At 75.5% G+C, this 23871-nt stretch carries 22 protein-coding genes; 10 read left to right on the top strand and 12 right to left on the bottom strand.

Annotation, left to right across the window (positions count from 1 at the left end; translation table 11 throughout):
• Positions 1-146 precede the first annotated feature (146 nt).
• Positions 147-863, bottom strand: coding sequence for a TetR/AcrR family transcriptional regulator (locus GEV43_RS31905; protein WP_160823848.1), 717 nt, complete (start codon positions 861-863; stop codon positions 147-149).
• Positions 864-1389: 526 nt separating this feature from the next.
• Here GEV43_RS31905 and GEV43_RS31900 point away from each other — a divergent pair.
• The 3 genes from GEV43_RS31900 (at position 1390) to GEV43_RS31890 (ending at position 3461) form a co-directional block, all read left to right on the top strand.
• Positions 1390-1659, top strand: a complete 270-nt coding sequence (locus GEV43_RS31900) for a hypothetical protein (RefSeq protein WP_160823847.1) — start codon at positions 1390-1392, stop codon at positions 1657-1659.
• Positions 1660-1770: 111 nt separating this feature from the next.
• The gene (locus GEV43_RS31895; RefSeq protein ID WP_160823846.1) at positions 1771-2193 is read left to right on the top strand and encodes an STAS domain-containing protein; all 423 of its coding nucleotides are present in this window, start codon (positions 1771-1773) and stop codon (positions 2191-2193) included.
• On the top strand, positions 2190-3461 hold the full coding sequence (locus GEV43_RS31890; protein ID WP_206681357.1) for a N(5)-(carboxyethyl)ornithine synthase: 1272 nt from the start codon (positions 2190-2192) through the stop codon (positions 3459-3461). The genes GEV43_RS31895 and GEV43_RS31890 overlap by 4 nt, the downstream gene beginning before the upstream one ends.
• A 73-nt stretch (positions 3462-3534) precedes the next feature.
• On the opposite strand, the gene GEV43_RS31885 is transcribed toward GEV43_RS31890, so the two are convergent.
• Together GEV43_RS31885 and GEV43_RS31880 are read right to left on the bottom strand one after the other, a co-directional pair.
• Positions 3535-6069 (bottom strand): FtsX-like permease family protein, encoded by a 2535-nt coding sequence (locus GEV43_RS31885; protein WP_160823845.1) that lies wholly within the window; start codon positions 6067-6069, stop codon positions 3535-3537.
• Between the two features lie 4 nt (positions 6070-6073).
• Entirely contained in the window at positions 6074-6826 is a 753-nt protein-coding gene (locus GEV43_RS31880; protein ID WP_160823844.1) for an ABC transporter ATP-binding protein, read from the bottom strand.
• 151 nt (positions 6827-6977) lie between these two features.
• Here GEV43_RS31880 and GEV43_RS31875 point away from each other — a divergent pair, with 151 nt between their 5' ends.
• Entirely contained in the window at positions 6978-7622 is a 645-nt protein-coding gene (locus tag GEV43_RS31875; protein ID WP_160823843.1) for a response regulator transcription factor, read from the top strand.
• Here the strand turns inward: GEV43_RS31875 and GEV43_RS31870 are convergent.
• Entirely contained in the window at positions 7603-9336 is a 1734-nt protein-coding gene (locus GEV43_RS31870; RefSeq protein WP_160823842.1) for a sensor histidine kinase, read from the bottom strand. The two genes, GEV43_RS31875 and GEV43_RS31870, sit on opposite strands and share 20 nt — an antisense overlap.
• A 208-nt stretch (positions 9337-9544) precedes the next feature.
• Here GEV43_RS31870 and GEV43_RS31865 point away from each other — a divergent pair, with 208 nt between their 5' ends.
• The 4 genes from GEV43_RS31865 to GEV43_RS31850 all read left to right on the top strand — a co-directional run bounded on the left by GEV43_RS31865 (position 9545) and on the right by GEV43_RS31850 (position 13441).
• Positions 9545-10228 (top strand): sulfotransferase, encoded by a 684-nt coding sequence (locus GEV43_RS31865; protein WP_309239944.1) that lies wholly within the window; start codon positions 9545-9547, stop codon positions 10226-10228.
• A 300-nt stretch (positions 10229-10528) separates the two neighbouring features.
• Positions 10529-11686 carry a sensor histidine kinase gene (locus GEV43_RS31860; RefSeq protein ID WP_160823840.1) on the top strand — a complete coding sequence of 386 codons (1158 nt, stop codon included), beginning with the start codon at positions 10529-10531 and terminating at the stop codon, positions 11684-11686.
• Positions 11676-12797: a hypothetical protein gene (locus tag GEV43_RS31855; protein ID WP_160823839.1), complete on the top strand. Its 1122-nt coding sequence runs from the start codon at positions 11676-11678 to the stop codon at positions 12795-12797. Before GEV43_RS31860 ends, GEV43_RS31855 begins: the two co-directional genes overlap by 11 nt.
• Positions 12758-13441, top strand: coding sequence for a response regulator transcription factor (locus GEV43_RS31850; RefSeq protein WP_309239943.1), 684 nt, complete (start codon positions 12758-12760; stop codon positions 13439-13441). Before GEV43_RS31855 ends, GEV43_RS31850 begins: the two co-directional genes overlap by 40 nt.
• Positions 13442-13526: 85 nt before the next feature.
• Here the strand turns inward: GEV43_RS31850 and GEV43_RS55320 are convergent, their stop codons facing one another.
• The 7 genes from GEV43_RS55320 to GEV43_RS54110 form a co-directional block, all read right to left on the bottom strand.
• Positions 13527-13775, bottom strand: a complete 249-nt coding sequence (locus GEV43_RS55320) for a lasso RiPP family leader peptide-containing protein (protein WP_160823838.1) — start codon at positions 13773-13775, stop codon at positions 13527-13529.
• Positions 13772-14272 carry a lasso peptide biosynthesis B2 protein gene (locus GEV43_RS55315; RefSeq protein ID WP_160823837.1) on the bottom strand — a complete coding sequence of 167 codons (501 nt, stop codon included), beginning with the start codon at positions 14270-14272 and terminating at the stop codon, positions 13772-13774. Before GEV43_RS55315 ends, GEV43_RS55320 begins: the two co-directional genes overlap by 4 nt.
• The gene (locus GEV43_RS31835; protein WP_160823836.1) at positions 14269-14529 is read right to left on the bottom strand and encodes a lasso peptide biosynthesis PqqD family chaperone; all 261 of its coding nucleotides are present in this window, start codon (positions 14527-14529) and stop codon (positions 14269-14271) included. Before GEV43_RS31835 ends, GEV43_RS55315 begins: the two co-directional genes overlap by 4 nt.
• A complete protein-coding gene (locus GEV43_RS31830; RefSeq protein ID WP_160823835.1) occupies positions 14529-16364 on the bottom strand; it encodes an asparagine synthase-related protein in 1836 nt (611 codons plus the stop codon). Before GEV43_RS31830 ends, GEV43_RS31835 begins: the two co-directional genes overlap by 1 nt.
• Positions 16365-16905: 541 nt before the next feature.
• Complete coding sequence (locus GEV43_RS31825) at positions 16906-19569, bottom strand: hypothetical protein (protein ID WP_160823834.1); 2664 nt, start codon at positions 19567-19569, stop codon at positions 16906-16908.
• Positions 19566-20129, bottom strand: a complete 564-nt coding sequence (locus GEV43_RS31820; RefSeq protein ID WP_160823833.1) for a hypothetical protein — start codon at positions 20127-20129, stop codon at positions 19566-19568. Before GEV43_RS31820 ends, GEV43_RS31825 begins: the two co-directional genes overlap by 4 nt.
• Positions 20130-20271: 142 nt before the next feature.
• A complete protein-coding gene (locus GEV43_RS54110; RefSeq protein ID WP_206681356.1) occupies positions 20272-20748 on the bottom strand; it encodes a MarR family transcriptional regulator in 477 nt (158 codons plus the stop codon).
• 91 nt (positions 20749-20839) lie between these two features.
• Here GEV43_RS54110 and GEV43_RS31810 point away from each other — a divergent pair, with 91 nt between their 5' ends.
• Positions 20840-22330: an MFS transporter gene (locus GEV43_RS31810; protein WP_160823831.1), complete on the top strand. Its 1491-nt coding sequence runs from the start codon at positions 20840-20842 to the stop codon at positions 22328-22330.
• Positions 22331-22434: 104 nt separating this feature from the next.
• Positions 22435-22848 (top strand): hypothetical protein, encoded by a 414-nt coding sequence (locus GEV43_RS31805; RefSeq protein WP_160823830.1) that lies wholly within the window; start codon positions 22435-22437, stop codon positions 22846-22848.
• A 102-nt stretch (positions 22849-22950) separates the two neighbouring features.
• Here GEV43_RS31805 and GEV43_RS31800 read toward each other — a convergent pair whose 3' ends face one another.
• Positions 22951-23862, bottom strand: a complete 912-nt coding sequence (locus tag GEV43_RS31800) for a helix-turn-helix domain-containing protein (protein WP_160823829.1) — start codon at positions 23860-23862, stop codon at positions 22951-22953.
• Between the last annotated feature and the right edge of the window lie 9 nt (positions 23863-23871).

The following is a 23871-nucleotide window of genomic DNA, read 5'->3' as shown; positions in this document are numbered from 1 at the left end:
GACGGGCACTGTCAGCGCCCGGCGCGGCCGGGGACGTGCGCGGTCAGCGCGCGGCGCGGCCGGGAACGCGCACGATCAGCGCGCGGCGCGGCGCGGCCGGGCGGCGCGGCCGGGGGCGTGCACGACGGGCGTGGGGACGTGGGCGGTCAGCGGGCGGCGGGGCGGACGAAGGCGCGGTCGAGCAGGGCGAGCAGCCGGTCCTTGGCCTCGCCGCGGTCGAACGCGGAGGCGCCGTCGTCCTGGAGCAGCCAGCGCGTCAGGTACGCCTGCGTGATGCCGACGAAGACGACCGCCATCTGCTCGGGCTCGTCGTCGACGAACTCGCCCGCCTCGATCCCGGCGCGGAACATCTCGGCCTCGATGTCGAGCGCGCGGTGGAACCGCTGGACGCCCATGTCGTCGAACTCGGCCTTGAGCGTCCACCACGACGGACCCGCCGTACGGAGGATCAGCCGGTAGAAGTCGCGGTTCGCGGAGTAGTAGCGCATCTGCGCCTCGGCGAGCGCGTGGAGGCGCTGCGCCGGGCGCATACCGGGGTCGGCGGCTTTCTCGAGTTCCTCGACCAGGCGACGGCCCTTGCGTTCCATCACATGGGTGAGTATGTCGTCCTTGCTCTTGAAGAACCGGTAGAGCGCGCCACTGGAGAATCCCGCCTCCGCGGCGATTTCCCGGACCGTGGCGGCATGCAGCCCATTACGGCTGAAGACCACCTCGGCGGCGTCGAGAATGTACTGCCGGCTGATATCGTCCTTCGCACGCCGACGCTCTTCCACGAGCTGCCGCCTGGGATCGTTTTCGACGTCCGCACCGGTTTGCGGATCGGAAACCTCGCCCTTGGAACTGTTCCGCTCGGCGCGCGCCACTCTCGACTCCTATACGTCTGAAACGTCGGCTCCGATGATACGGCCCTCCGCCGAGGACCTGCACCCGCGGCACCGCGGGGACCACGAACCGCAGGCGGCGCCGCACAAACCCGTCCGCGCCGCCCGCGCGCCCGAGCCCTGCGGACGGCACCGGCCAGCGCGACAAAGCGCCCCGCTTCGCCCCCCTTCACTCCGCCGGACGGGCGCCAAAAGCGCGCCCACTCAACAGGGCCCGAACGCACGAAATACCGGACGGCCCGTTACCGGCCGAGCGCCGTTAACCAGGCATGTGAATCGGTCCTCAATAAGGCGACCAGAACCTCATCGTTCCCGGGCCGCAATCCCCGCCTCCCCGCCCGCTCCGGAATCGTTCGCCGACGGAGGAACGCGGGGCCGTCCCACCGGGCGGAACGCGGCGCGGCCGTCCGTTCGTGCGCGGTCGCGTAGACTGGCGGACATCCGGCATTGACGGCATCCCGCCTTGAGGTTGTCTCGCCACACCGGCCCACCCCCTGGAGGGGATGCCATGCCGATCCCGAAGCGCACTCACCCACCCGTGCGCCCGCGCGAGAACCGCGCCGTCCAGGCGACCCCGATGAGCCGCGCGCTTCCCGTGCTGATCGCCGCGGTCGTCCTCATCGCCTACACCGTCTTCTGGATGACGACCACCGCGCTGCTGGCGCTCGCGTTCGCGTTCGCCGCCGCCGTCGCCGGAACGGTGCTGCTCACGCTGGTCTTCGGCGCCGGATGGCTGCGGCCCGCGCGGGGCGCCTCCCGCTTCCGGCGAAACCGCTGACCCCGCCCCGAACCGTCCCGCCCGCGCGAACGCCGCGCGACCGCGCACGCCGTGCACGCCCGTGCACGCCCGTGCACGCCCGTGCGCGCCACCCCCGACCATCGGAGAGACATGAACGTCACGCACGGCGAGCCCCGGCCGCGTCATACCAAGGGGGACGCCACCGTCCTCCGCAGCCCCGGCCACACCGTCGTCAAGCTGCGCGGCGAGCTCGACATCGCCGCCACGCCGCACCTGCGGCAGCGCCTCGCCGCCCTGCTGCGCCCCGCCCCGCCGCTGCTGGTCCTCGACCTGTCCGGGGTGTCGTTCTGCGACGCGTCCGGCCTGGCGCTGCTGATCGGCCTCCGGCGCCGCGCCGCTCCGCTCGGCACCGACCTGGTCCTCGTCGGCCTCCGCCCGTACCTCGTCCGCGTGCTGCACGCCTCCGGCCTGGACCGCACCCTCACCGTCCGCCCGACCCTGGCCGACGCCCTCACCCGGTCACCCGCCGCGCGCGTCCGCCCGCCGCTCCCCTCCACCGCCCCGACCCGTTGACCCGCGGCCGTGGACACGCGCCCCCGGTCCGTCTGGCCGGGCGTACCGCCCGCGCCCGGTCCTCGCGGCCCGGCGCGGCCGAACTCCGGCCGGGCGGCCTGCGGCTGGGCGTCATCGGGCGTTCGGGCAAGGAGAACGAGCGCCGCCTCCCGATCCACCCGCTGCACCTGCGGCGGATCGACCCCGCGCTGCGGTCGCGCGTCTACCTCGAAAGCGGGTACGGCGAGGGGTTCGGCGTCACCGACGAGCAGCTCGCGCCCCATGTCGCCGGGCTGCTCACCCGCGAGCGGCTCATCGCCCACTGCGACGTCATCCTGCTGCTCAAGCCCCTGGCGGACGACCTCAGGGAGCTGCGTCCCGGCCAGGTCCTGCTGGGCTGGCCGCACTGCGTCCAGGACCGGGAGCTGACCCAGGTCGCCATCGACAGGCGGCTCACGCTGATCGCGTTCGAGGCGATGAACCACTGGACGCCCGACGGCGGGTTCAGCCTGCACGTCTTCCACAAGAACAACGAGCTGGCGGGCTACTCCTCCGTCCTGCACGCCCTGACCCTCACCGGGGCCACCGGCGCGTACGGCCGCAGGCGGCGCGCGGCGGTCATCAGCTTCGGCGCGACGGCCCGCGGCGCGGTCACGGCGCTGAACGCGCTCGGCGTGCACGACGTCGACATCCTCACCTACCGGAGCGTCAGCGCCGTCGCCTCGCCGATCCACTCCGCGCGCATCGTCCATTTCGACCGCGATCCCGAGGACCCGTCCCGCACGCGAGCCCTCACCGACGGCGGCCCGGTGGACATGGCCGCGTTCCTCGCCCGGCACGACATCGTGGTCAACTGCGTCCTCCAGGACACCGCCGCCCCGCTGATGTTCGCCGAAACCGGCGACCTGCCGCTCTTCTCGCCGGGCACGCTCGTCGTGGACGTGTCGTGCGACGCGGGCATGGGCTTCGGCTGGGCGCGGCCGACGTCGTTCGACGACCCCATGTTCACCGTGGGCGACGGCGTCCGCCACTACGGCGTCGACCACAGCCCCTCCTACCTCTGGGACTCCGCGTCCTGGGAGATCGGCGAGGCGCTGCTGCCGCACCTGCGGACCGTTCTCGGCGGCCCCGGCGCCTGGAAGGGGGACGACACCGTCGAGCGGGCCGTGGAGATCCGGGACGGCGAGATCCAGAACGCCGCGATCCTGTCCTTCCAGAACCGTTCGGCCGACTACCCGCACCCCGACGCCGAGCCGTCCCGCACCGGCGAGGACCTCGTGACCCCGTAGGTCCGGGCCCGCGGGCGGAGTCCGGCCCGCGGCCGGAGTCCCGGTCCGCGGGCGGAGCCCGGGCCCGCGGGCGTCACTCGCGGCGGCCGAGCGCCTCGGCCGGGCGGTAGCGGACGACCATCGCGGCGGGCAGGACACTGACCAGCAGGACGAGGACGGCGACGCCCGCGAGCACGACGGCGAAGCGCTCCAGGGGCACGTGCGGGGCGAGCGACCCGGTCAGCGCGCCGCTCGCCCCGGCCAGCGCCGCCAGGCCGATGGTGGAGCCGACGACCGTCCCGATCACCGCGACGATCGTCGTCTCCAGGCAGATCGTTCTCACCACCTGCCCGCGGGACGCGCCGACGAGCCGCAGCAGGGCGAACTCCCTGGCCCGTTCGGCGGTGCCCATGACGCACGTGTTGACGATCGAGACCGCGGAGAACGCGACGAGGAGCCCTAGGACGACGTAGACGTTCGTGGTGCTCTGCGCGAGCCCGCTGCGGGCCAGGCGCGCGTAGGCGGCGGCGTCCAGCACCTCGACGGTCGGCGTGCGCGCGGCCAGCGCGCCCAGCTCCGCGTCGAGGTCGGCCCCGGCGCGGGCCCGGACGAGCACCGCGTCGTCCAGCCTCTCGTGCAGGTGGCCCGACAGCGCGGAACGGTCGAGCAGGAAGTCGCCGAGCCCGAGCGAACGGTCGTAGACCGCGACCACCCGGAGGTCGGCGCGCGTGCCGTCGCCGAGCCACCCGCGGACGCGGCTCCCGACCGACCAGCCGCGCTCGCGGGCGTGCGTCCGGCTGACGGCGACGGTGCCGGGCCCGGCCAGCGCGGCCAGCCCGCCCGCGCGGACGCCGGGGGCGAGGACGGCGCCGACGGCGTCCGGCGCGACGCCCTGCGCGACCATCGCCTCCGGCGCGCCGAGCACCTTGGAGACGAACGTGGTCGAACGCAGCGGGGAGACCGCCGCGACGCCGGGCAGGGCGCGCGCCTGGTCCGCCACCGACGCGGGCAGCCCCGGCGCGTCCCGGGGGACCAGGACCCGGTCGGCGACGACGCGTTCACCGCTCTGCGCCTCGGCGGCCGACTCGATCGAGTCGGCCACGAGCAGCGCGGTGCTCGCCAGGGCGGTGCCCAGCATCACCGCCGACGCGGCCGAGGCGACCCGGCGGACGGCGGCGCGCGACCCGGCCGCCGCGAGCCATCCGGTGGTCCGGGCCGCCGCCGCGACCGCCGCGCCCGCCGCCGGGGTCAGCAGCCTGGCCAGCAGCGGCGACAGCGCCACCGCGGCGGCCATGAGGATCATGACGGTGAGGTACTGGAAGGCGACCCCGACCTCCCCGCCGACCCGCTGCGACAGCAGGTGCACCGGGGCCGCCCCGCCGAGCGCGGCCAGGCCGAGCAGCAGCCGCGGCAGCGGCATCGTCCGGCGCGGCGCGGCGGCCTCGCGCAGCGCCTCGGTGGCCCGCACCCGGGCGGCGTGGTGCGCCGAGAGCACCACCGCCAGCAGCGACACGGCCAGTCCGGTGCCGGTCGCGACGGCGAACGGGAGCACCCCGGCGGAGAGGTGGAGGTCCGCGGGCGCGATCCCGTTGCCGACCATGAGGCGCAGCACCAGGTGGGCCAGCGGCAGGCCGAGCAGGCATCCCGGCACCGCCGCCGCCAGCGCGACGGCGCACGCCTCGGCCACGAGCATCCGCCGGACCTGCCAGGGGGTCGCGCCCACGGCCCGCAGCAGGGCGATCTCCCGGCCGCGCTGGAGGATCGACAGGCCGAACGTGCCCGCGATCACGAAGACCGCGAGGAACAGCCCGATCCCGCCCATCGGGCCGAGGAACTGCGTCGCGTACTCCAGCCTGTCGCCGATCTCGGGAGAACCGGCCCGCGCGGCGTCCCGCCCCGTGAGGACCTCGCCCCCGGCGGAACGGAGCCGTACCGCGAGAGCGTCCGGGTCCGCACCGGCCTCGGGGACGACGCCGAGGAACTGCGGCGGGACCTGCGCGGCCCGGCCGAAGAACAGCGCGGCCTGGCCCGGCAGGCCGGACCGGCCGGGCGGCGACGCCACGCCGGCGACCCGCATCGCGCGTGTCCCGGCGGCCGTGACGACGCGTACGGTCCCGCCCGGCGACGCCCCGGCCCTGCGGGCGAGGTCCGCGTCGAGGACGACCTCGTCCGGGCCGGCAGGCGCCCGCCCGGCCCGCGCGGTGAACGGCGTGAGCGCCGCCGCCCGCCACGCGTGCCCGAGTGAGGGCCCGCCTCCCGGGCCGGGCACGGGAGCGCCGTCCCTGCCGACGACCTGCGCGTAGAACGGCGTGTCCGGGATGACGTCCCGGACGCCCTCGGTCTTCCTCACCCGTTCGACGGCGTCCGCGGGCAGGCGCGGCCGCTGGTCGAGCGGCACCCGTTCCCGGTCGGCGTTCTGCCCCGAACCGGTGCGCACGGTCAGCGCGGGATCCATCCGCACGACCAGCGGCGCCGCGCCGAAACGGTCGACGGCCGGCGCCGAGGCGAGCCCCGACAGCAGCAGGGTGAACCACGCGCACACCAGCGCCACCGCGAGGGCGACCGCGACGAAGGAGCCCGCGAAACCGAACCGCCGCGTGCGGACGGTGCTCAAGGCCAGGCGCAGCACCGCGTCACGCCCCCAGCAGGGTCATGCGGTCGGCGATCCGCGCGGCCCCCGGCCGGTCCATCGCGTCCACGATGGTCCCGTCGGCGAGGAACAGCACCCGGTCGGCGTACGCGGCGGCGGCCGGGTCGTGCGTGACCATCACCAGGGTCTGCCGCCAGGCGTCCACGGCGGCGCGCAGCAGGGCGAGGATGTCGCGGCCGGTGGACAGGTCGAGGGCGCCGGTCGGCTCGTCCGCGAACACGACCGCGGGCTTGGCCGCCAGCGCCCGCGCGATCGCGACCCGCTGCTGCTGCCCGCCCGACAGCTCGCCGGGCCGGTGGTCGAGGCGTCCGGCGAGCCCGACCCGTTCGACCACCTCGCGCACCCACTCCCGGTCGGTGCGGCGCCGCGCGAGCCGCTGCGGCAGGACGATGTTCTGCCGCGCGGTGAGGGAGGGCAGGAGGTTGAACGACTGGAACACGAACCCGATCCGGTCGCGGCGCAGCCGGGTCAGCCTCCTCTCGCGCAGACCGGACAGGTCGGTGTCCTCCAGCAGCACCCGCCCGGAGGTGGGCCGGTCGAGGCCCGCGGCGCAGTGCAGGAACGTGCTCTTGCCCGACCCGGACGGGCCCATCACCGCGGTGAACGAACCGGCGGGCAGCTCCGCCGACACCCCCCGCAGCGCCTCCACGGCCGCGCGCCCGCGCCCGTACCGCTTGGTCACCTCGTCCAGCCGGACGGCCGCGCGGACGGCCGCCGGGCTCTCGATCCCGTGCATGCGCCCACGCTCCCGCCCGGACCCGGCCGTGATCTACAGGGCTGGCCCCGAACCCGTTCAGGGCCTGCCCTGAGCGCCGGGACGGGTCCGGTGGATCGCCGATCGCCGCGCGGCGCACAAGATCCACCGGGCAGGCCCTAGTCTTCGGCGCATGCGCGTGATGCTGGCCGAGGACGGCGCGCTCTTCCGGCAGGGGCTGACCAGGCTGCTGGAGGAGTCCGGGTTCACCGTCGCCGCGGCCGTGGGCGACGCGCCCTCGCTGCTGGCCGCGGTGCGCGACGACCCGCCGGACGTCGCGATCGTGGACGTGCGGATGCCGCCCGGCTTCCGGCTCGAAGGGATGGACGCCGCGCTGCGGATCCGCGCCGGGCATCCGCACGTGGGGGTGCTCGTGCTGTCCCACCACATCGAGGCGCAGCACGCCGTACGGCTCCTCGGCGACGACCCGCGCCGCGTCGGCTACCTGCTGAAGGACCGGATCGCGGAGATGTCCGAGCTGGCCGACGCGCTGACGCGGATCGTCGCGGGCGGCGCGGTCGTGGACCCGGCCCTGGTCGCCCCGCTGATGGGCCGCGGCCGGGCCGGCGGCCCCCTCGCGCGGCTCAGCGAGCGGGAGCTCCAGGTGCTGGCGCTGATGGCGGAGGGCCGCACCAACCAGTCGATCTGCCGTTCGCTCACGCTCAGCCCGAAGACGGTCGAGACGCACGTCCGCAACATCTTCCGGCGGCTGCGGCTCCCCGACACCGGCGACGACCACCGGCGCGTGCTCGCGGTGCTCAGCTACCTGCGTTCGTGACGGGCAGCTCGACCGCCACGCGGGTGCCCTCACCCGCCGGGCTGCGCACGCTCAGCCGCCCGCCGAGCGCGGCGGCGCGGTCGGCGAGCCCGACCAGCCCGGTCCCGGCGGACGGGTCGGCGCCGCCGTCGCCGTCGTCGGCGACCTCCAGCAGCAGCGCGCCGTCCCGTACGGCCACGGCGATCGTGATGCGGTGCGCCCGCGCGTGCTTGAGCGCGTTCGCCGCCGCCTCGGCCGCGACGAAGTAGGCGGCCTGCTCGACCGGCTCGGGCAGCCGGCCGTCCACCGCGCCGCGCACCGCGACCGGCACCGGCGACCGGTCGGCGAGCGAGGCCAGCGCGGCGGCCAGCCCGGCGTCCCCGAGCACGGACGGGTGCAGGCCCCGCGCCAGCTCGCGGACCTCCTCGATGACGGCGCGCAGCTCGGCCGCCGCCTCGTCCAGGTCCGGGGCCGTCTCGGCGGTGGCGCGGGCGCGGACGCGGCCGAGGACGAACGCGAGGTTGACCAGCCGCTGCTGCGCGCCGTCGTGCAGGTTGCGTTCGATGCGGCGGCGTTCGGCGTCGGCGGCCGCGACGATCCGCGCCCGCGACGCCCGCACCTCCGCGAGCTGCCCCGCCAGCTCGGCGCGCATGTGCTCGTTCTCGATCGCCAGGCGCGCGACGGCCGCCGCCGACCTGACCAGCTCGGGCTCGGCGGCCAGCGCGGCGTCGTGCACGAGGGCGGCGGCGGGCCCGGCGCCGGTCTCCAGCCGGGTGACCATCCGCCCCGAGCCGGGCAGCGGCGGCCCGACCGGCCGCCCGTCGCCGTCGACGAACTCCTCGGCCCCGTACACCAGCCGCAGGCTCGGGTCGTGCAGCACCACGCCGAGCGCGCCCTCCAGCGAACGCGGCGGCAGCGTCGTGCCGACCCGCGCCGCGAGCCCGCCGACGGCGGCCTGGTCCAGCCCCGCGCGGACGAACCCCGCGAGCAGGCCCGCCGGCCACAGGAGCAGCAGCAGGAGCCCGGCCGTTCCGAGGGCGCTCTGCAACGGCTCGTGCGGACCGTCCGGGACCATCAGCAGCCCCTCCCGCACCCCCATGACCAGGACCGCGGGCACTCCCCCGTACATCACCGGGGCGAACACGTGCCGCCGCGGCGCGGGCACGCCCGCCAGCCACCGCCGGACCAGCGTCCACGCCAGCACCAGCGCGTACGCCCAGAGCGCGACCGCGCCCGCCGACATCGGCGCCCGCCCGCCGTCCCCCGGAACGACCGGCAGGCACACGCACTCGCCCTCGTCGGTGCGCCCGAACCGGAGCCAGACCACCAGCACCAGCGCGTGGATCGCGTAGCCCAGAACCACCAGGCCGCGTTCGTAACGCGTCCGGGCCTTCCCCTCCGGAACGACGACCACCAGGTGCGCCAGCACGGCGAGAGTGGCCACGCCGAACGCGTTGCCGACGGCGAGCGGGAGCCGCCCGTCCACGTACTGGATCCCGGACGCCAGGTGCAGCAGGCCGATGGCGACCACGAGCCGTCCGGTCCGGTTGGCGGGCCGCAGCCTCCGCGCGACGAGCCCGGCCCCGACGAAGCCGCCCCCGCTCATCAGCCCGATCAGAAAGAGCGTGACCCCCTGAGCGGCGGAAGGCTCCGGATGCACCAGCAGCCCGACCCCGGCCGGAACGGCCAGCAACACCGCCAGCCCCACGACCCCCGCGCTCACCCACCCCCGCATCCCCAAAGAATCACACACCCCGGCCCGCACCGTCGCGGGGGCGGTGCCCGAGGGGAGGCGGGCTCTGACAGGGGATTCTGACCTTGGGGACACGCGCCGACCTGGCGCTTGCTTACCCATGGTCAACTCTGGGCATATCCGTCGGGTTGCTTCCGGACGCGGACGGCGCGCGGCGGCCCCCACCGCGCGCTTGGAAGGTGGTCGCGAGGTGAAGGTCATCGGTGCGGGCTTCGGCCGTACGGGCACGCTGTCGCTGAAGGCGGCGCTGGAGAGGCTGGGGCTCGGCCCCTGCTACCACATGACCGAGGTGATGGACGAGCCGTACCGGGTGCGCCACTGGCTCGGCGTCGCCCGGGGCGACGGTCCCGGCTGGGACGAGATCTTCGCCGGGTACCGGTCGACCGTCGACTGGCCCGCGGCGGCGTACTGGCGCGACCTGGCCGAACGCTATCCCGACGCGAAGGTCCTGCTCACGGTCCGCGACCCCGACCGGTGGTACGACAGCGCACGGGAGACCATCTTCGAGCGGGAGCTGGCGTCCCGGCGGCCGTCCCGCGCCGAGCGCGCGATCGAGTGGCTGGTCCAGCGCCGCTCCCCCGACTACGCGCTGTTCACCCAGATGGCCCGCGAGGTCATCTCGGAGCCGCTCTTCGACGGCCGCCTGGACCGCGCGCACGCCATCGAGGTCTTCGAACGGCACAACGCGGAGGTGCGGGCCGCGATCCCCGCCGAGCGGCTGCTGGTCTTCGACGTGCGCGAGGGCTGGGCGCCGCTGTGCGCGTTCCTGGACGTTCCGGTGCCGGACGAGCCGTTCCCGCGCGTCAACGACCGCGCCGAGTTCCGCCGCAGGCGCCCCCGCAGACTCCTACGCCTCGCAATGCGCGGCACTTGACCCCCGCCAGCCACCCCAGCGCCCCACCAATCCAGCCCTGACCCGCCGCGAGGGGACCGTGGCGCGACCGCGGTCGCCCTGATGTCGGCCGAGGGGTAGAGGGCGGATTTTTCGGGCGCGCCGGGGGTGGTTCGCCGACGATTCGCTGTTGTGGGGGCATCATGATCCTGGGGTCCTCCGCGCGCCTGCCCGCGGCGGAGGGCCCCTTCCCTTGGGCGGACGGCGTTCCTCCGCTTGTGGAGGCGGCATCGCCTTACACTCTCCGTGTTCGAGCGATTGCTTATCGTGGCGGTGGGTGGGATGCCGGGAGTGCAGGGGACGGGGCAGGTCGGCCCGGCGCAGGCCGGGGTGGAACGCCGGACCGCGCACTTCATGGTCGCGCTTCGCCTGTCGAGCTCGTTCGCCGGCGGAGTCGCGGCCCTGCTCGGTGCGACGTTGGCGCAGCGGCCGGGGCTGGCGGTGGCGTGCGGTGCGGGGCTGATGGTGTGGGGCGGCGCGTTCTCGCTGCTGGTCCTCACGCGCGGTCCCCGTACGGGGTTCGTGGTCGGTGACGTGGCGGTGACCGCCGTGCTGTGCCTGCTGCACCGGCAACTGGTGCCGGACGAGGTGCTGGGTGCGAGCGCCGGGACCGGGTGGGTGGACATCGTGGCGAGCAGCGCTGTCTTCCTCGTGCAGTTCGGGGCGCGCCAGCCGTTCGGGACGGTCGCCACGGGGTGCGTCGTCGCGGCCTACGTCCTCGGGGCGCCCGGCTGGCGGGAGGCGCCGGCGGTCCTGGTCCTCCAGGGCCTGCTGGCCGCCGCGCTCGTCGGGCTGCTGCGCCGCGAGGCGCGGGCGGCGGACCGGGGGCTGGCCGCGCAGGCCGAGGCCGCGGCGCGGGCCGCGGCGCAGTCGGCGACCCGCGCGGACGAGCGCGACCAGCAACGGCGGCTGCACGACACGGTGCTGGCGACGCTGACCATGGTCGGCGCGGGCGGGATCACGGGGCCGTCCCCGGTGCTCGCGCGGCGTGCGGCGGCCGATCTCGCGGTCATCGAGAGCCTGGCGACCGGCGGTCCGGACTCCGGGCGGGCCCGGCTGGACGTGGCGCTGCGGGCGGCGGTGCAGGCGCTGCGGCCCGGACTGCCCCAGCTCCGGGTGGACTTCGCCGTACCGCCATGCGAGCTGCCGCGCCGGGCCGTGGCCGCGATCGCCCAGAGCGCCCAGGAGGCGCTGACCAACATCGCGCGGCACGCGGGCACGGCGTCGGCGCGGATCGAGTCGCGGCGGACGGAGTCGGGCGTCCGCGTCGAGATCGGCGACGAGGGGCGGGGCTTCGACGTGGCCGCGGTGCCGGCGCAGCGGCGGGGCCTGAACGAGTCCGTCCGGGGCCGGATGGCGGCGGCGGGCGGCGGCGCGGAGATCGACTCCCGTCCGGGCGGCGGGACCAGGGTGCGGCTGTGGTGGCCCGATGGCCGGTGACGAGGGCGAACGGCTCGTCGCGGCGCGCTACGCGCGGGCCGTCGCCGTCACCGTGGTCGGCATCGTGGCCGTCTGGCACTGCGGCTACGACCTGGCGATCGTGGCCAGGAGCTGGCGGGTGTACGAGCCGAAGGCCGCGGTGGCCGTCGCGTGGCTGGTGCTCGCGGCGGTCCAGGCGGTGGGCGCGGTGCTGCTGTTCCGCTCGGCGCTCGGCCGCCGGACGGCCCGCGCGCTGGCCGTGGGCGCCCAGCTCGCGGGCGCGCTCGCGATCGTCGCCTACCCGCCGGGGACGACGATCAGCGACGTCGCCTGGGCGTCCAACACCGTGGGCTGGACCGGCGTCATGCTCCTGCTCGGCCGGCCGCTGCGGGAGCTGGCGGTGTTCCTGGCCGCCGACATCGGGATCATGGCGGCGCGGATGGCGGCCGACGGCGACCTCGGGCAGGCGTCCCTGTCCCGGCTGTTCACCGTCGCGTACACGATGGCGGGCATCCAGCTCATGTTCGCGTGGCTCGGCAGGCGGCTGCGCGAGACCGCCGGGCAGGTCACCGGGATCGCGGAGCGGCGGGCGGCCGACCGGGCGCGCGCCGCCGCCGAGGAGGCGGTGCACGCCGAGCGGCGCCGCAGGTACGACTACCTGCACGCCCGGGTCGCTCCGCTGCTGGGCGGCCTGGCCGAGCGGCGGCTGGACCCGCGGGACGCCGCCGTACGGCGGGTCCTCGCGATCGAGGCGGCCCGGCTGCGGCGGCTGTTCGCGGAGACCGACGACACCCCGCACCCGCTGCTGCACGAGCTGCGGGCCTGCGCCGACGTCGCCGAACGCCGCGGGGTGGCCGTCACCCTGGCGAGCTACGGCGACCTGCCGCCGATCCCGATGGCGGACCGGCGGGCGCTGGCCGAGGGGCCGCTGCTGGTGCTGTCCGCGGCGGCCACGTGGGCGCGGGTGACCGTGGTGGCGGGAGGCGGCGACGTCGTGGTCAGCGTGTTCGCCGACGCCGACGCCGAACTCTGCGCGGACGGGGGCGGGCCGCTGCCGCCGTCCGTCGTGCACGACCGGGAGGAGGACCGGCTGTGGGTGGAGACGTGCTGGACGCGCGCGGGGTCACCGTAGGGATCGTCGACGACCATCCGGTGGTCATCGAGGGCGTGCAGACCTGGCTCGCCGCCGATCCGCGGATCCGCGTCGCGCATGTGGCGGAGACGGTGGAGGCGGTCCCGGACGGGCTGGACGTGCTGATCCTGGACCTGAACCTCGGGGGCCGCCTCGTCCTGGACGAGCTGGCCCGGCTCGCGGCGCGGGCCCAGCGGGTGATCACGTTCTCGCAGTTCACCGAGCGGGAGATGGTGCTGGCGGCGCTGGAGGCGGGCGCCTGCGAGTTCGTCGCGAAGAACGAGGGCCGCGCGCACCTGGTCGCCGCGGTCCTCTGCGCCGCCGGGGACCGGCCCTACGTGACCCCGACGGCGGCCGGCGTGCTGGCCAGTTACCCGCGGCCCGACTCCGTCGCCCTGTCCGAGCGGGAGCGGACCGCGCTGCTGTGGTGGTTCCAGTCCATGTCCAAGGCGTCGGTGGCCCGGCGCATGGGCGTCTCGGCGCACACGGTCGAGATGTACATCAGGCGGGCGCGGGTCAAGTACGCGCAGGCCGGACGCCCCGCCCCCACCAAGGCCGACATGCTGGCCCGCGCCATCGAGGACGGCCTCGTCAGAGCCGACGAGATCACCGGCTACAGCTCCGCGGCGTCCGCGCCGCGGTGACCGCCCCCACGCCGGCGGGGGTGCCGCCACCCTGCCGGGTGGCGGCACCCCCTGGACTACGCGCGCCTGGTCCGGCGCGGGATCGTCAGTGCCATTCGTCGAAGGGCATGAAGATCTCGTCGTTGTTGCGGATCCCCCAGTTGCCGGTCTGCTCGGCGAACTCGCCGAGCTCGATGACCTCGGGAGCCTCGTAGGAGAAAGCGTCCACGTCGTTCACCTCCTTTCTGAACGGTCGGCCGGTCCGGGCGAGGGCGCCGGTCCGGGCGAGGGCCGGGACGCCGGTGCGCGGCGGGTCCCGGAGGCCCCGGTCGATCTCGTCCGTCCGCGAGATCACCGGAGCCCGTCTGGTCGGCGAGGTCGCATGGCGCGACCGCCGGAGTCCGAGGGGCACGGCCGTCGGTGCGCGCCCCTTCTCTTCGCCGGACGCCCGCACGTGCGGGGCGAGGCCGGGTCCCCGGACGGCGCGACGCGGATCAGGCGGCCGTAGAAGCGGGCGTCGATCCGTTCGCCCACCATGGCGTCCTCGGCCTCCACCCACGCGTGCGCGGTGAACGGCGGAGCGAGCAGCACGCCCACGCACCAGGTGGGCCACACGCCGCGCATCCGGCCGAGCAGCACGACCGCCAGCGAGCGCCGCAGGCACGCCGCGTGCCCGTGAGCGCGCAGGCTCACGGCGAGGACGTCCTCGCACAGGGCTTCGGCCTCGTGCCGCCGGGCCGGACGGGCGCCCGCGCGCAGCAGCGACAGGACGGCGCGGATCGTGTGCGGGCGCAGGCGGGCCAGCGCGGCGCCGCCGGCGGCGGCGAGCCGGGCCCGGATCCGCGGGTTCACGAGGTCACCAGTCCGAGGGCGCGGAGCCGGGCGAGCAGGCCCTGGACGTCGGCGCCGGCCCGTTCCTCGGTGATCCCGTACCGTTCCGCGACCGCCCGTACGGTCCCGGGGACGCCCCGGCCCTCCTCCAGGTCCCGCACGATGGCCGCCGCGGTCGGGCTCAGCCGGAAGTACCTGCCGCGGCGTTCGTCCAGGAGCACCGTCCCGTACTCGGTGCCGGTCCGCGCCACCCCCGCGCGCAGCCGGACGCCGGCCATCACGCGCCTCCGTCCACGGCCGGGACGGCGAGGGCGTCGCGCTGGGCCTTCAGGAACGCCGCGCAGTTGATCGTCGGGTCGAGCGCGGCGTCCCGCCTGCGGTGCCGGCCGGGGCGGCCGTGCTCCCGCAGCCGCCGCATGTCGACCAGGCCGCTCCCGGCCAGGCCCGATTCCTCGCACAGCTCCATGAGCTCCTCCCAGTGGCGGTCCAGTCCCCGCGCGGCCTGCGGAGCGCCGCCGGCCTTGCCGTCGCGCGCCAGGAACCCCTCCGGCAGCGCGCCCCGCATCGCGTCCTTGATCAGGGGCTTGTACTCGGTGGGCGCGTCCCGTTCCGCCGGCCGGACCGACAGGCACGCCTCCACCACGCGGTCGTCGAAGAACGGCGACTCCAGCGCGATCCCGTGGCAGCCGCCGAGCTGCTGGACGCCCCGGGAGATCCGCGCGCCGTCCAGCACGGTCGCGAGCTGCGCGTGGGCGGCGCGGGTCGGGCCGAGCGGCCGGGCCTTCGCGGCCAGCTCGCCGAGATGCTCCGCGAGCAGGTCGGCCGCGTCGTCGGTCAGCCACGGCGGCGGACGGAGCGCGGGGCCCCACGCCAGCGTCAGCTCCGGCCCCGGCTCCCGGCCGCTTCGCATCGCGCGGACCTGATCGCTCAGCCACCGGGCGTACGATCGTCCGCTCAGCAGTTCGCCCGCCATCTCCCGTACGGGCCGTCCTTCCAGGCACTGCACGGCGCGGATCCGCCGCAGCGCGAGCAGCGGCCGGCGCCGGAAGAGCGTGTGGTAAACCGCCGGCAGCGAACGCAGCAGATGGTCGCCGCCCAGCCCGGTCAGGTACGCGCGGGCCCCGCGTTCCCGCGCCCGCGCGGCGCTGACCGCCATCCGGGGGCCCGCCAGGTACGCCTGGGACGGCTCGTCCATGCGGTGCGCGGCGTCCCGTACGCCCTCGAAGAACCCGGGCAGCTCCTCCATGCGGAACGTCTCGTGGCGCACGCCCGGCATCGCGGGCAGCGCCTTGCGCGCCCAGGCCAGGTCGTCCCCTCCGGACGGGTCCCCGTTGTAGCCGGTGTGGGCGATGACCTCGGCGGGTCCCCGCGAGGCCAGGTAGCACAGCGGCGTGGAGTCCAGCCCGCCGGAGAGGTCGCAGTGGACGGTCCCGCCGGCGGCCGTGCGGGCGTCGACGGAACCGGCGAGCGCCCGCCGCAGTCTCCGCGCGCCCTCCGCCCTCGACAGCTCCGCCTCCGGCGGGCGCCACCAGACCGCGATCCGTCGCCGCCCGTCGCGCTCGACGACCAGCGCGGACCCGGGCTCGACGCCCGCGACGCCCCGCCACAGCGGCCGTTCCGCGAAGGACGGCGGCAGGCCGCGCAGCAGCGTGATCGCCACGCCGCGCTCGTCCAGCGAGAACCCGCCGAGGCCCGCGAGCACGTCGGACCGGTCGGAGGCGACCGGCAGGCCGTCGATCAGCGCGTGGTGGACGCGCCGCGCCCCCGACGCCGACCCCTGAGCGCGCAGCCGCCCCCGGACCGCGCCCAGCAGGTGGAAGCCGCCGTCGAGCGTCCGGCCCAGCTCGTCGAGCCCTTCGACCGAGGACAGTCGCCCGGCCTCGGCGTCCAGCAGGGCCGGGGTCGCGGACGAGTAGCCCAGCACCGTGACCCGCGCCGCCCGCCCCACCCCGCTGAGCACCTGGTCGGACGGCACGTTCCCGACGATCCAGGGACGTCCCGAGGGGTGGACCGCCAACGTGCCCGCCCCGGGGAGCCGCGCCGCGACCGTTCCCGCGTCCTCGACGTCCGGCAGCATGACGAAGTACCAGCCGGGATCTCCATGCGTTCTCACCGCGTCCTCACCTCCGTGGGCCGTACCGCCCGACCCGGCGACAACGCTAAGTAACCGCCCGTGCACGCGCACGTCCCTCGTTCAGGGGACACGCCCGCCCGGCCGGAACCGGGTCCCGCTCAGGTGAGGAGGGCGGGCGGCGTCAGGGCCGGGTCCACCTTCGCTGCCGGTGGTGGGTGCCGTTGCGCCGCCACCACCGCCGTACGGGAGCCATCCAGTCCCAGCGCCGGGCTCGCCGCCGGACGCCTCGCCGCCTGCCGTACTGCCGCATCGTCCCACCGTGCTTTCCAGGCCAGAGCCCGCCGTGCCGGACGCCGAACGCCCGGACAAGAGCCACCCGCCGATCCCACCGTCGAGACCATCTCCCCTACCCGCGAGCGCCCTCCGCGCCGTACCCGCCTGGCGAGGCGCGTCCGGCCCGGCGGCGCTCGTCGGACGGGACCGAACGTAGCGTCGAGAGCGCGGCGGGTTTACTTTCCGTGACCGCCGCGCGATGAGCGGTCGCAGGATTGCGCCGAATGGGCCCGGAGACGCCTCAGCGTCACGGGGCGGACAGTTCGCGTTCGATGCGGTGCTTCCACGGGCCGTTCGCCGTGTGGTCGGGGCATCGCAGGCCCTGCGCCCACGCGCGGCGGGCCTCGGCGGCGCGCCCGAGCGCGGCGAGGGCCCGGCCGTAGTGGAGGAGGTCGCGGGCCAGTTCCTCCTTGCCGGACGGGTCGCCGGTCAGCTCGCCGGCGAGGTGCTCGCCGTAGAGCGCGGCGGCCCGTTCGTGGTCACCGCGGGTGAACGCGACGCGGGCGCGGGCGATGCGCAGCAGGTCGTCGCGGCCGAGGCGGGCGAGCCACTCGTCCTCCTCCAGCGCTTCGAGCTCGGCCCCGGCGAGAGCGGCGTCGCCGGTCTCCACCGCGAGGTCGATCAGGTACTGGTGGACGTTCATGGCCCAGCGTCGCGCGTGCGGCCCTTCGGCCCGTTCGGCGAAGTACGTCCGCGCCTCCTCGACGTCCGCCCGGAAGCGCGCGGCGCCGACCGTTCCGGCGAACAGGTTCATGCGCAGGGCGACCAGCCGCGAGATGTACGCGCCGGTCGCGTTGCCCGCCCGGTCCGCCGCCTCGGCGCTGCGCCGGAACAGCCCGTCGGCCGCCGCCGTCTCGCCGTACAGGTAGTGCACGTACGCCAGGTCGTAGCAGATGCTGGAGAGCAGGCCGTCCACGGAGGCGTCGCCGGCGAGGTCCGCGCCGAGCCGCTCGGTGCTGGAGACGGCGCGTTCGAGGATGTCGCGGGCCTTCCGTACTCCGGCCTCGTCGCCGAGGCGGCGCAGCCGGGTCGCGTTGCCGTGCGCGAAGCCGAGCGTCGTGAGCATCAGCTTGCGGGGGTCGGCGACGTACTCGCCGACCGTCGCGGCGTCGGTGAGGTGGACGAGCACGGCCTCGTTCAGGCGCCCGGCCCGCCCGTGGTAGCCGAGGACGGAGTGCAGGACGTCGGGCAGGTGCTCGTCCGTCGCGGCGGCGCGGGCGGCGACCGCGGACGCGAGGCCGCGCACGAGCGCCTCGCGGTGCTCGGGCGCGGCGCGGTCGAGCGCGGCGTGGGCCGCGACGTAGTCGAGGAGCATCTCCTCGGTGCCGAGCCGCGCCGCCTTGGCCAGGCCGTACGACGGGTCGGACAGCAGGGAGGCGACCAGTCCGGCGGCGCGGGAGCGTTCGGCGTCCGTCCGGGCCTCCTCGACGGCGCGCACGCCGTGGGACGCGGTGTTCGCCAGGGCGTAGCCGTCGTCGCAGTCCTGCCAGGACGTCCCGAACGCGTCGACGTACCGGCGGGCGAGGTCGAGGTTGCTCTGAAAGGGGTTCACGTACCAGGGAGGTCTCTCGTCGGGGGCGGGGGGCTCGGTCAGGAACTCTCCCAGACTGGCGTGGCACAGCCGCAGCCCTCCCCCTTCCTTGATCAGGAACTCCGCGAGATCGCCCAGCGCCTCCGGCAGCAGCGGGTCGTCGGGCGACAGGCCCGCCGCGCGGGCGAGGCCCGCGAGGGTGAGCGGGCCCCGCGCCACCGCGAGGGCGCCCAGCAGCGGGCGGTGCGCCTCGCGCCACACGCGCCGCCAGCCCGGCCCGTTGGCCAGCCGCACGGCGTCGTGGACGAGGGTGAGGAAGCACTCGTAGATGCCGGTCAGCCCGCTGGGGAGCGCGGTGAAGTCGGTGAGCGCCGCGAGCCGCCGGTCGTCGCCCTCCGCGACGGCCCGGCGCAGGGCCTGGACCCACAGCACGAGGTACAGGAAGTTGCCGTCGGCGCGTTCGACGATCCGCCTGGCGAGCCGCGCGGGGCCCGCCGGATGCGCGCTGAGGACGGCCGCGACTGCGGGGTCGTCCAGCGCGGCCGACGTGTAGGCGCGCAGGTCGCCCGCGACCCGTTCGGCCGAGTCGGTGATGGTCTCCTCGCGCAGCCACTCCCGCTGCCGTGTACGCAGCCCGCGCAGCCGCTCGCCGGGGCGGGAGGTGATGACGACGCGGACGTTGCCGGGCAGCCGCGGGCACCGGGCGAGCCAGTCCAGCACGTCCTCGCCGGCCCCGCCCGGCCGGTGGCCGACCTCGTCCACGGCGTCGAGGAGGAGGACGATGCGGCTGCCGGGCTCGCGGCGCGCGAGTTCCAGCGCCGGGTCCAGCAGCGCGAGGTACTGGAGGTCGCCGAGGTCGCGGAGGCGCGGATCGGTGACCAGGCGGTCGATCTGCACGCCGACGACCGAGCCGTCCACCCGTCCGGCGCTCTGCGCCACGCGCAGGGCGGTGCCGCGGAACGGCGACGCCTGGAGCAGCCCGATGCGGACGCCGATCACCGTGCCGTCCGGGGCCACCTCCCCGACCCGCTGCTCGACCTCCGCGGTGACCTCCCGGCCCATGACGCCGGGGGCGAGCGCGGCGAGCTGGTGGCCCACCCGCAGCAGCACCGAACGGGCGTCGCCCGCCGCCAGCGTCCCGGTGCTGTCGCGGCGGACGAAGTAGCGCGGCGACAGCTCGTACCGCCGCGCCAGCCACGCCGCGAACGACGTCTTGCCGGTGCCCGGCCCGCCCTGGAGCAGGACGAACCGGCAGCCCGGGTCGTCGAGGTGGGCCTGCACGAGGTCGGCCAGCCAGGCCCGCTCCACGAAGCCGTGGTCCAGCGCGCCCCGGACGACCTCCTCGAACAGCAGCTCGGCGAGGTCCATGCGCGAGGTCACCGACCGTCGATCCGGTCGATGTCGACGCCGACGAACTCGCCGCCGCCCTCGACCCGTTCGGCCCGTCCCTCGCCGCGCACGTGCGCGCGCCCCGACACCTCGCCGCCGCGCACGGCCACCGCCCGGCCGAGGACCGTACCGACGTCGACGCTGCCCTCGACGACGGGACCGGACGGCTCGCGGTCCTCCCCGCGGAAGGTGAGGCGCTGCCCGTACACCGCCTCCAGCAGGCCGCGCAGCGCGTCCACGGTGACCAGCAGGTCCCGGTCGCCCGGTGTGATCTCCTCGACGCCGTCGGCGTAGCCGGACAGCTCCCGGCGCAGCCGGGCCATCTCCCCCGCCACGACGTCCAGCGCGGCGGGGTCGGCGACGAGCGGCGCGGGACGGCCCGCGAGGACCTCGGCGCCAGCCTCCACCGGCTCGGCCGCCTCGGGCTCCCCGCCGGCCTCGCGCCGCTCCCGGCGGCGCCGCAGGAGCTCGCCCGCCTGGTCGTACACGAACGACACACCCTGCGTCAGCACCGCCCCGCCGAGCACGGACAACGTCAACGGATCCGCCACCGCGGCCTCCCAGGAGTCCTTGTTGTACGACGGTTCCTACCATCCCGGGGAGTCACGCGCGAGGGAACGGCCCGCGGACGCCGGGCAGGGACGCCGGGCGGGGACACCGGGCGGGGACGCCGCGTCAGGAGTGCCGGCGGGGTCAGCGGTCGGCCTGGAGAGCTGTGGTCTGCTCGTGCAGGATCTCGTTGGTGCGCCGGGAGAAGTCCAGGAGCAGCCGCAGCTCGTCCTCGGTGTAGCCGCCGATGAGCTCGGTGTAGCGGCCGGTGAGGCCGCCGAGCGAGCGTTGCAGGCGCTGGTAGGCGTCCTCCCGGACGAGTTCGATCAGGACCCGCCGGCGGTCGACCGGATCGCGGCGCCTGCGCAGGAAGCCGGCGCTCTCCAGCCGGTCGATCATCGCGGTGACCGGGCCGCCGCGGGAGACCCCGACGCGCTGGGCGAGCCGTCCGGCGGTCATGGGCCCCTCCTTGTCCAGCACGCCGACGCAGCTCACGTCGGTGATGTTGATCTTCAGATGGGCGGCGACGGCGGCGTGGTACAGCACCGCGCCGGTCGCGCCCGCCCGCTCCTCGTCGTACAGCGCCGCGGCCAGTGCCGCGCGCGGGGACTCCGTTGACACCCGCTCCCCCATTCAATACCTTCTGTACTCAGTACATATTGTACTTAATCTGTTCTGTACTGAACGGGACCCTAGCAAGGAGGTGAGGGGCATGACCGACGACCGGACGGCGCGGCGCGCCGCCCAGCACCGCTGGCCCGCGTTCGCCGTCGTCCTCGCGGCGGCGTTCATGGACCTGGTGGACGGCACGATCGTCAGCATCGCGATGCCGCGCGTGCAGGACGATCTCGGCGCGGGGTACGCGGCGGCCCAGTGGGTGCTCGCCGGGTACTCGCTCGCGTTCGCCCTCGCGCTGATCCCCGGCGGCAGGCTCGGCGACGTCTACGGCCGCAAGCGGGTCTTCCTCGTCGGCATCGCCGGGTTCACCCTGGCCTCCGCCGCCTGCGGCGCCGCGCCGAACGCCGAGGTGCTGATCGCGTCCCGGCTGCTCCAAGGGCTCATGGCGGGGCTCATGGTGCCGCAGGTGCTCTCCGTCGTGATGATCGTCTTCGCGCCCCGCGAACGACCCAGGGCGTTCGCCGTCTACGGCACCGTCCTCAGCCTCGCCAACGTCGGCGGGCCCCTGCTCGGCGCGCTGTTCACCGAGTACGACGTGCTCGGCCTGCACTGGCGCGCGATCTTCTACGTCAACGTGCCGCTCGGCGTGGCGGCGTTCCTCGGCGCCCTGTGGCTGATGCCCGAGTCCAGGGCCGCGGGTCGGCTCCGGCTCGACCTGCCGGGCGTCGCGCTGATCGCCGCCGCGTCGTTCGCGGTGATGTACCCGCTGATCCAGGGCCGCGAGCAGGGCTGGCCGGTCTGGATGCTCGCGCTGCTCGCGGCGTCGGCGCCGCTGCTCCTGCTGTTCGGCGCGGCGCAGCGGCGGCGCGACCGGGCGGACGGTTCGGCGCTCGTCCCGCCGGCGCTGCTGCGCCAGAAGCCGTTCGTCCTCGGGCTGGTCGTGCTGCTCGCGGTCTTCTCCGGGCTCGCCTCGTTCTTCCTGGTGCTCAGCTACGCGCTCCAGCTCGGCCTCGGCTGGTCGCCGCTGCGCACCGCGCTCGCGGGCCTCGGCTACCCGGTGGGCATCCTGCTCACCACGGGCTTCGCCCAGCGCTACGGCGCCGTCCATGGACGGCGGCTGACCGGCGCGGGGCTGGCGGTGATGACCGCCGGAGTGGTGCTGCTCATCGCGGTCATGAACGCCGCCGGGCCGGGGATCGCCCTCTGGCAGGTCGCCGCGCCGATCGCGGTCATGGGCCTCGGCATGGGCCTGTGCGTGTCGATCCTGACCGGCGTCGTCCTCGCCGGCGTCCCCGAACGCGACGCGGGCGCCGGATCCGGCGTGACGAACGCGGTGCTCCAGCTCGGCGCGGCCGCGGGGATCGCGGTCGTCGGCACCGTCCAGTTCGCCCTGACCGGCGGCGGGCCGGAGGCCGCGTCCCGCATGTACGACTCGGCGTCCACCACCTTCTGGTACAACGCCGCGGTCTTCCTCCTGGCCGCCCTGCTCACCCCGCTGCTCCCCCGTTCCACGCGCGCCGCCGGGGACGGACCGCGCGGACGGTCGGCGGGCCGGCAGGGCGCCGCCGCACACGATCCTTCGTAGGTACCAGAACGGGGCCGGCAAGATCACCTGAAGGTGGGAGTCGTTCGCGGGCCGGAGCCGCTTGGCTATGCACGACCGTAATTCCACGCACGGGAGGCGACGGCATGAAACGGCTGGCAATGGCTCTGTGCGCCGGGGTCGTGGTGCTCGCGCCCGCGTTCGCGGCGACGCCCGCGCACGCGGACAAGATCTACCACCGCATGACCAACTCCGGCGGATGGCTGCAGTTCTGGCCCAACGGCGACTCGGTCAAGGTCTGCGACTCCAAGGCCGACGGCAAGAGGGCCGTCGTCTACGTGACCAACTGGACCAAGAAGCGCTTCGAGTACAAGATCGAGGCGGTCGGCAAGAGCGACTGTCGGCTCGTCGGCGCACGGAACGGCCAGCCCTACGAGCTCGCCGAGAACCACTGCTTCCAGTTCGTCCTGGAGCTCTACGACAAGGACCACGGACGCTTCAGCGAGCGCAAGCAGGCGTTCTGGAAGAACACCAACAAGTCGATCAAGAAGTGCGCCTGAGCGCGGCGCGCTGACCGGTCCGCGGAGGCCGCCCCGCCCGAGGCCGGGGCGGCTTTCGCGTCTCCGGCCCCGATCGCCTGCCGCGCTTCGAGCCGATCGCGGTCAGGGGCGGGCCGCGGGACGTTCCTCGCGGGCGGCTTCGGGTCGTACGGCGGAACGGGGACGGGCGGTGGCCTGGGCCAGCAGGGTCACGGCCTCCCGCGACGGCGAGCCGGGCTCGGTGACGGCCATCACCAGGTGCTGGTCCTCGGCCTGCGGGAGGTGCACGCTCTGCTGCGTCACGGTGAGCGTGCCGACGAGGGGGTGGCGCATCTCGTACCTGCCGAGCGCGCAGGGACGGACCCGGTGGTCGGTCCACATCGCGGCGAACTCGGGGCTCTTGACCGTGAGCTCGCCGATCAGCGAGGTCAGCAGCGTGTCGTCGGGGAACCGGCCCGCGACCATGCGCAGGTTCTCGACGACGGCCTTCGCCTTCGCCGTCCAGTCGGCGTACAGCTCGCGGGTGTGCGGATCGAGGAAGACCATCCGGGCGAGGTTGGGCCGCTCCGCCGCGCGCCGGGGGCTGCCGGGGTCCACATGCGCGGCGAACAGCGCGTGGCCGAGCCGGTTCCACGCGAGCACGTCCGTGCGGCGGCCGCTGACCAGCGCCGGGACGCCCTCCAGGGTGTCCAGCAGATCCAGCGTGGCGGGCTTCGCCTGCTCGGGGCGCGCCCGGCGGGCCGGGGCGCGGCCCCTGCCCGCGCCGGCGAGGTCGTGCAGGTGGCGGCGCTCCGCCTCGTCGAGCAGGAGGGCCCGCGCGACGGCGTCCAGGATCTCCGCGGAGGCGCCCGCCGACTGGCCCTGCTCCAGCCTCGTGTAGTACGAGACGCTGACGCCGGCGAGCATCGCGAGCTCCTCCCTGCGCAGGCCCGCCACGCGCCGCCGGTCGCCGTAGTCCTTCAGGCCGACGTCCGCCGGACGCAGCCGGGAGCGCCTGGCGTGCAGGAAGTCGCCGAGTCGGCCTCGTTCTCTCATGCCCTCCAG

Origin of the sequence: Actinomadura sp. J1-007 (genome assembly GCF_009793335.1) — a bacterium.
GTDB classification, from domain to species: domain Bacteria; phylum Actinomycetota; class Actinomycetes; order Streptosporangiales; family Streptosporangiaceae; genus Spirillospora; species Spirillospora yumaensis.
Note: the sequence above shows the minus strand (reverse complement) of the source record. Positions and strands in the feature narration are given on the sequence as shown.

Coding starts and splice junctions, on each gene's coding strand:
- GEV43_RS31835 (WP_160823836.1), bottom strand. CDS start 14,529: ATGGCCGGCGTCCGGCTGCGCGCGGGGGTGGCGCGGACCGGCACCGAG.
- GEV43_RS31900 (WP_160823847.1), top strand. CDS start 1,390: ATGCCGATCCCGAAGCGCACTCACCCACCCGTGCGCCCGCGCGAGAAC.
- GEV43_RS31810 (WP_160823831.1), top strand. CDS start 20,840: ATGACCGACGACCGGACGGCGCGGCGCGCCGCCCAGCACCGCTGGCCC.
- GEV43_RS31855 (WP_160823839.1), top strand. CDS start 11,676: ATGGCCGGTGACGAGGGCGAACGGCTCGTCGCGGCGCGCTACGCGCGG.
- GEV43_RS31895 (WP_160823846.1), top strand. CDS start 1,771: ATGAACGTCACGCACGGCGAGCCCCGGCCGCGTCATACCAAGGGGGAC.
- GEV43_RS31800 (WP_160823829.1), bottom strand. CDS start 23,862: ATGAGAGAACGAGGCCGACTCGGCGACTTCCTGCACGCCAGGCGCTCC.
- GEV43_RS31860 (WP_160823840.1), top strand. CDS start 10,529: ATGCCGGGAGTGCAGGGGACGGGGCAGGTCGGCCCGGCGCAGGCCGGG.
- GEV43_RS31870 (WP_160823842.1), bottom strand. CDS start 9,336: ATGCGGGGGTGGGTGAGCGCGGGGGTCGTGGGGCTGGCGGTGTTGCTG.
- GEV43_RS31875 (WP_160823843.1), top strand. CDS start 6,978: ATGCGCGTGATGCTGGCCGAGGACGGCGCGCTCTTCCGGCAGGGGCTG.
- GEV43_RS31880 (WP_160823844.1), bottom strand. CDS start 6,826: ATGCACGGGATCGAGAGCCCGGCGGCCGTCCGCGCGGCCGTCCGGCTG.
- GEV43_RS31805 (WP_160823830.1), top strand. CDS start 22,435: ATGAAACGGCTGGCAATGGCTCTGTGCGCCGGGGTCGTGGTGCTCGCG.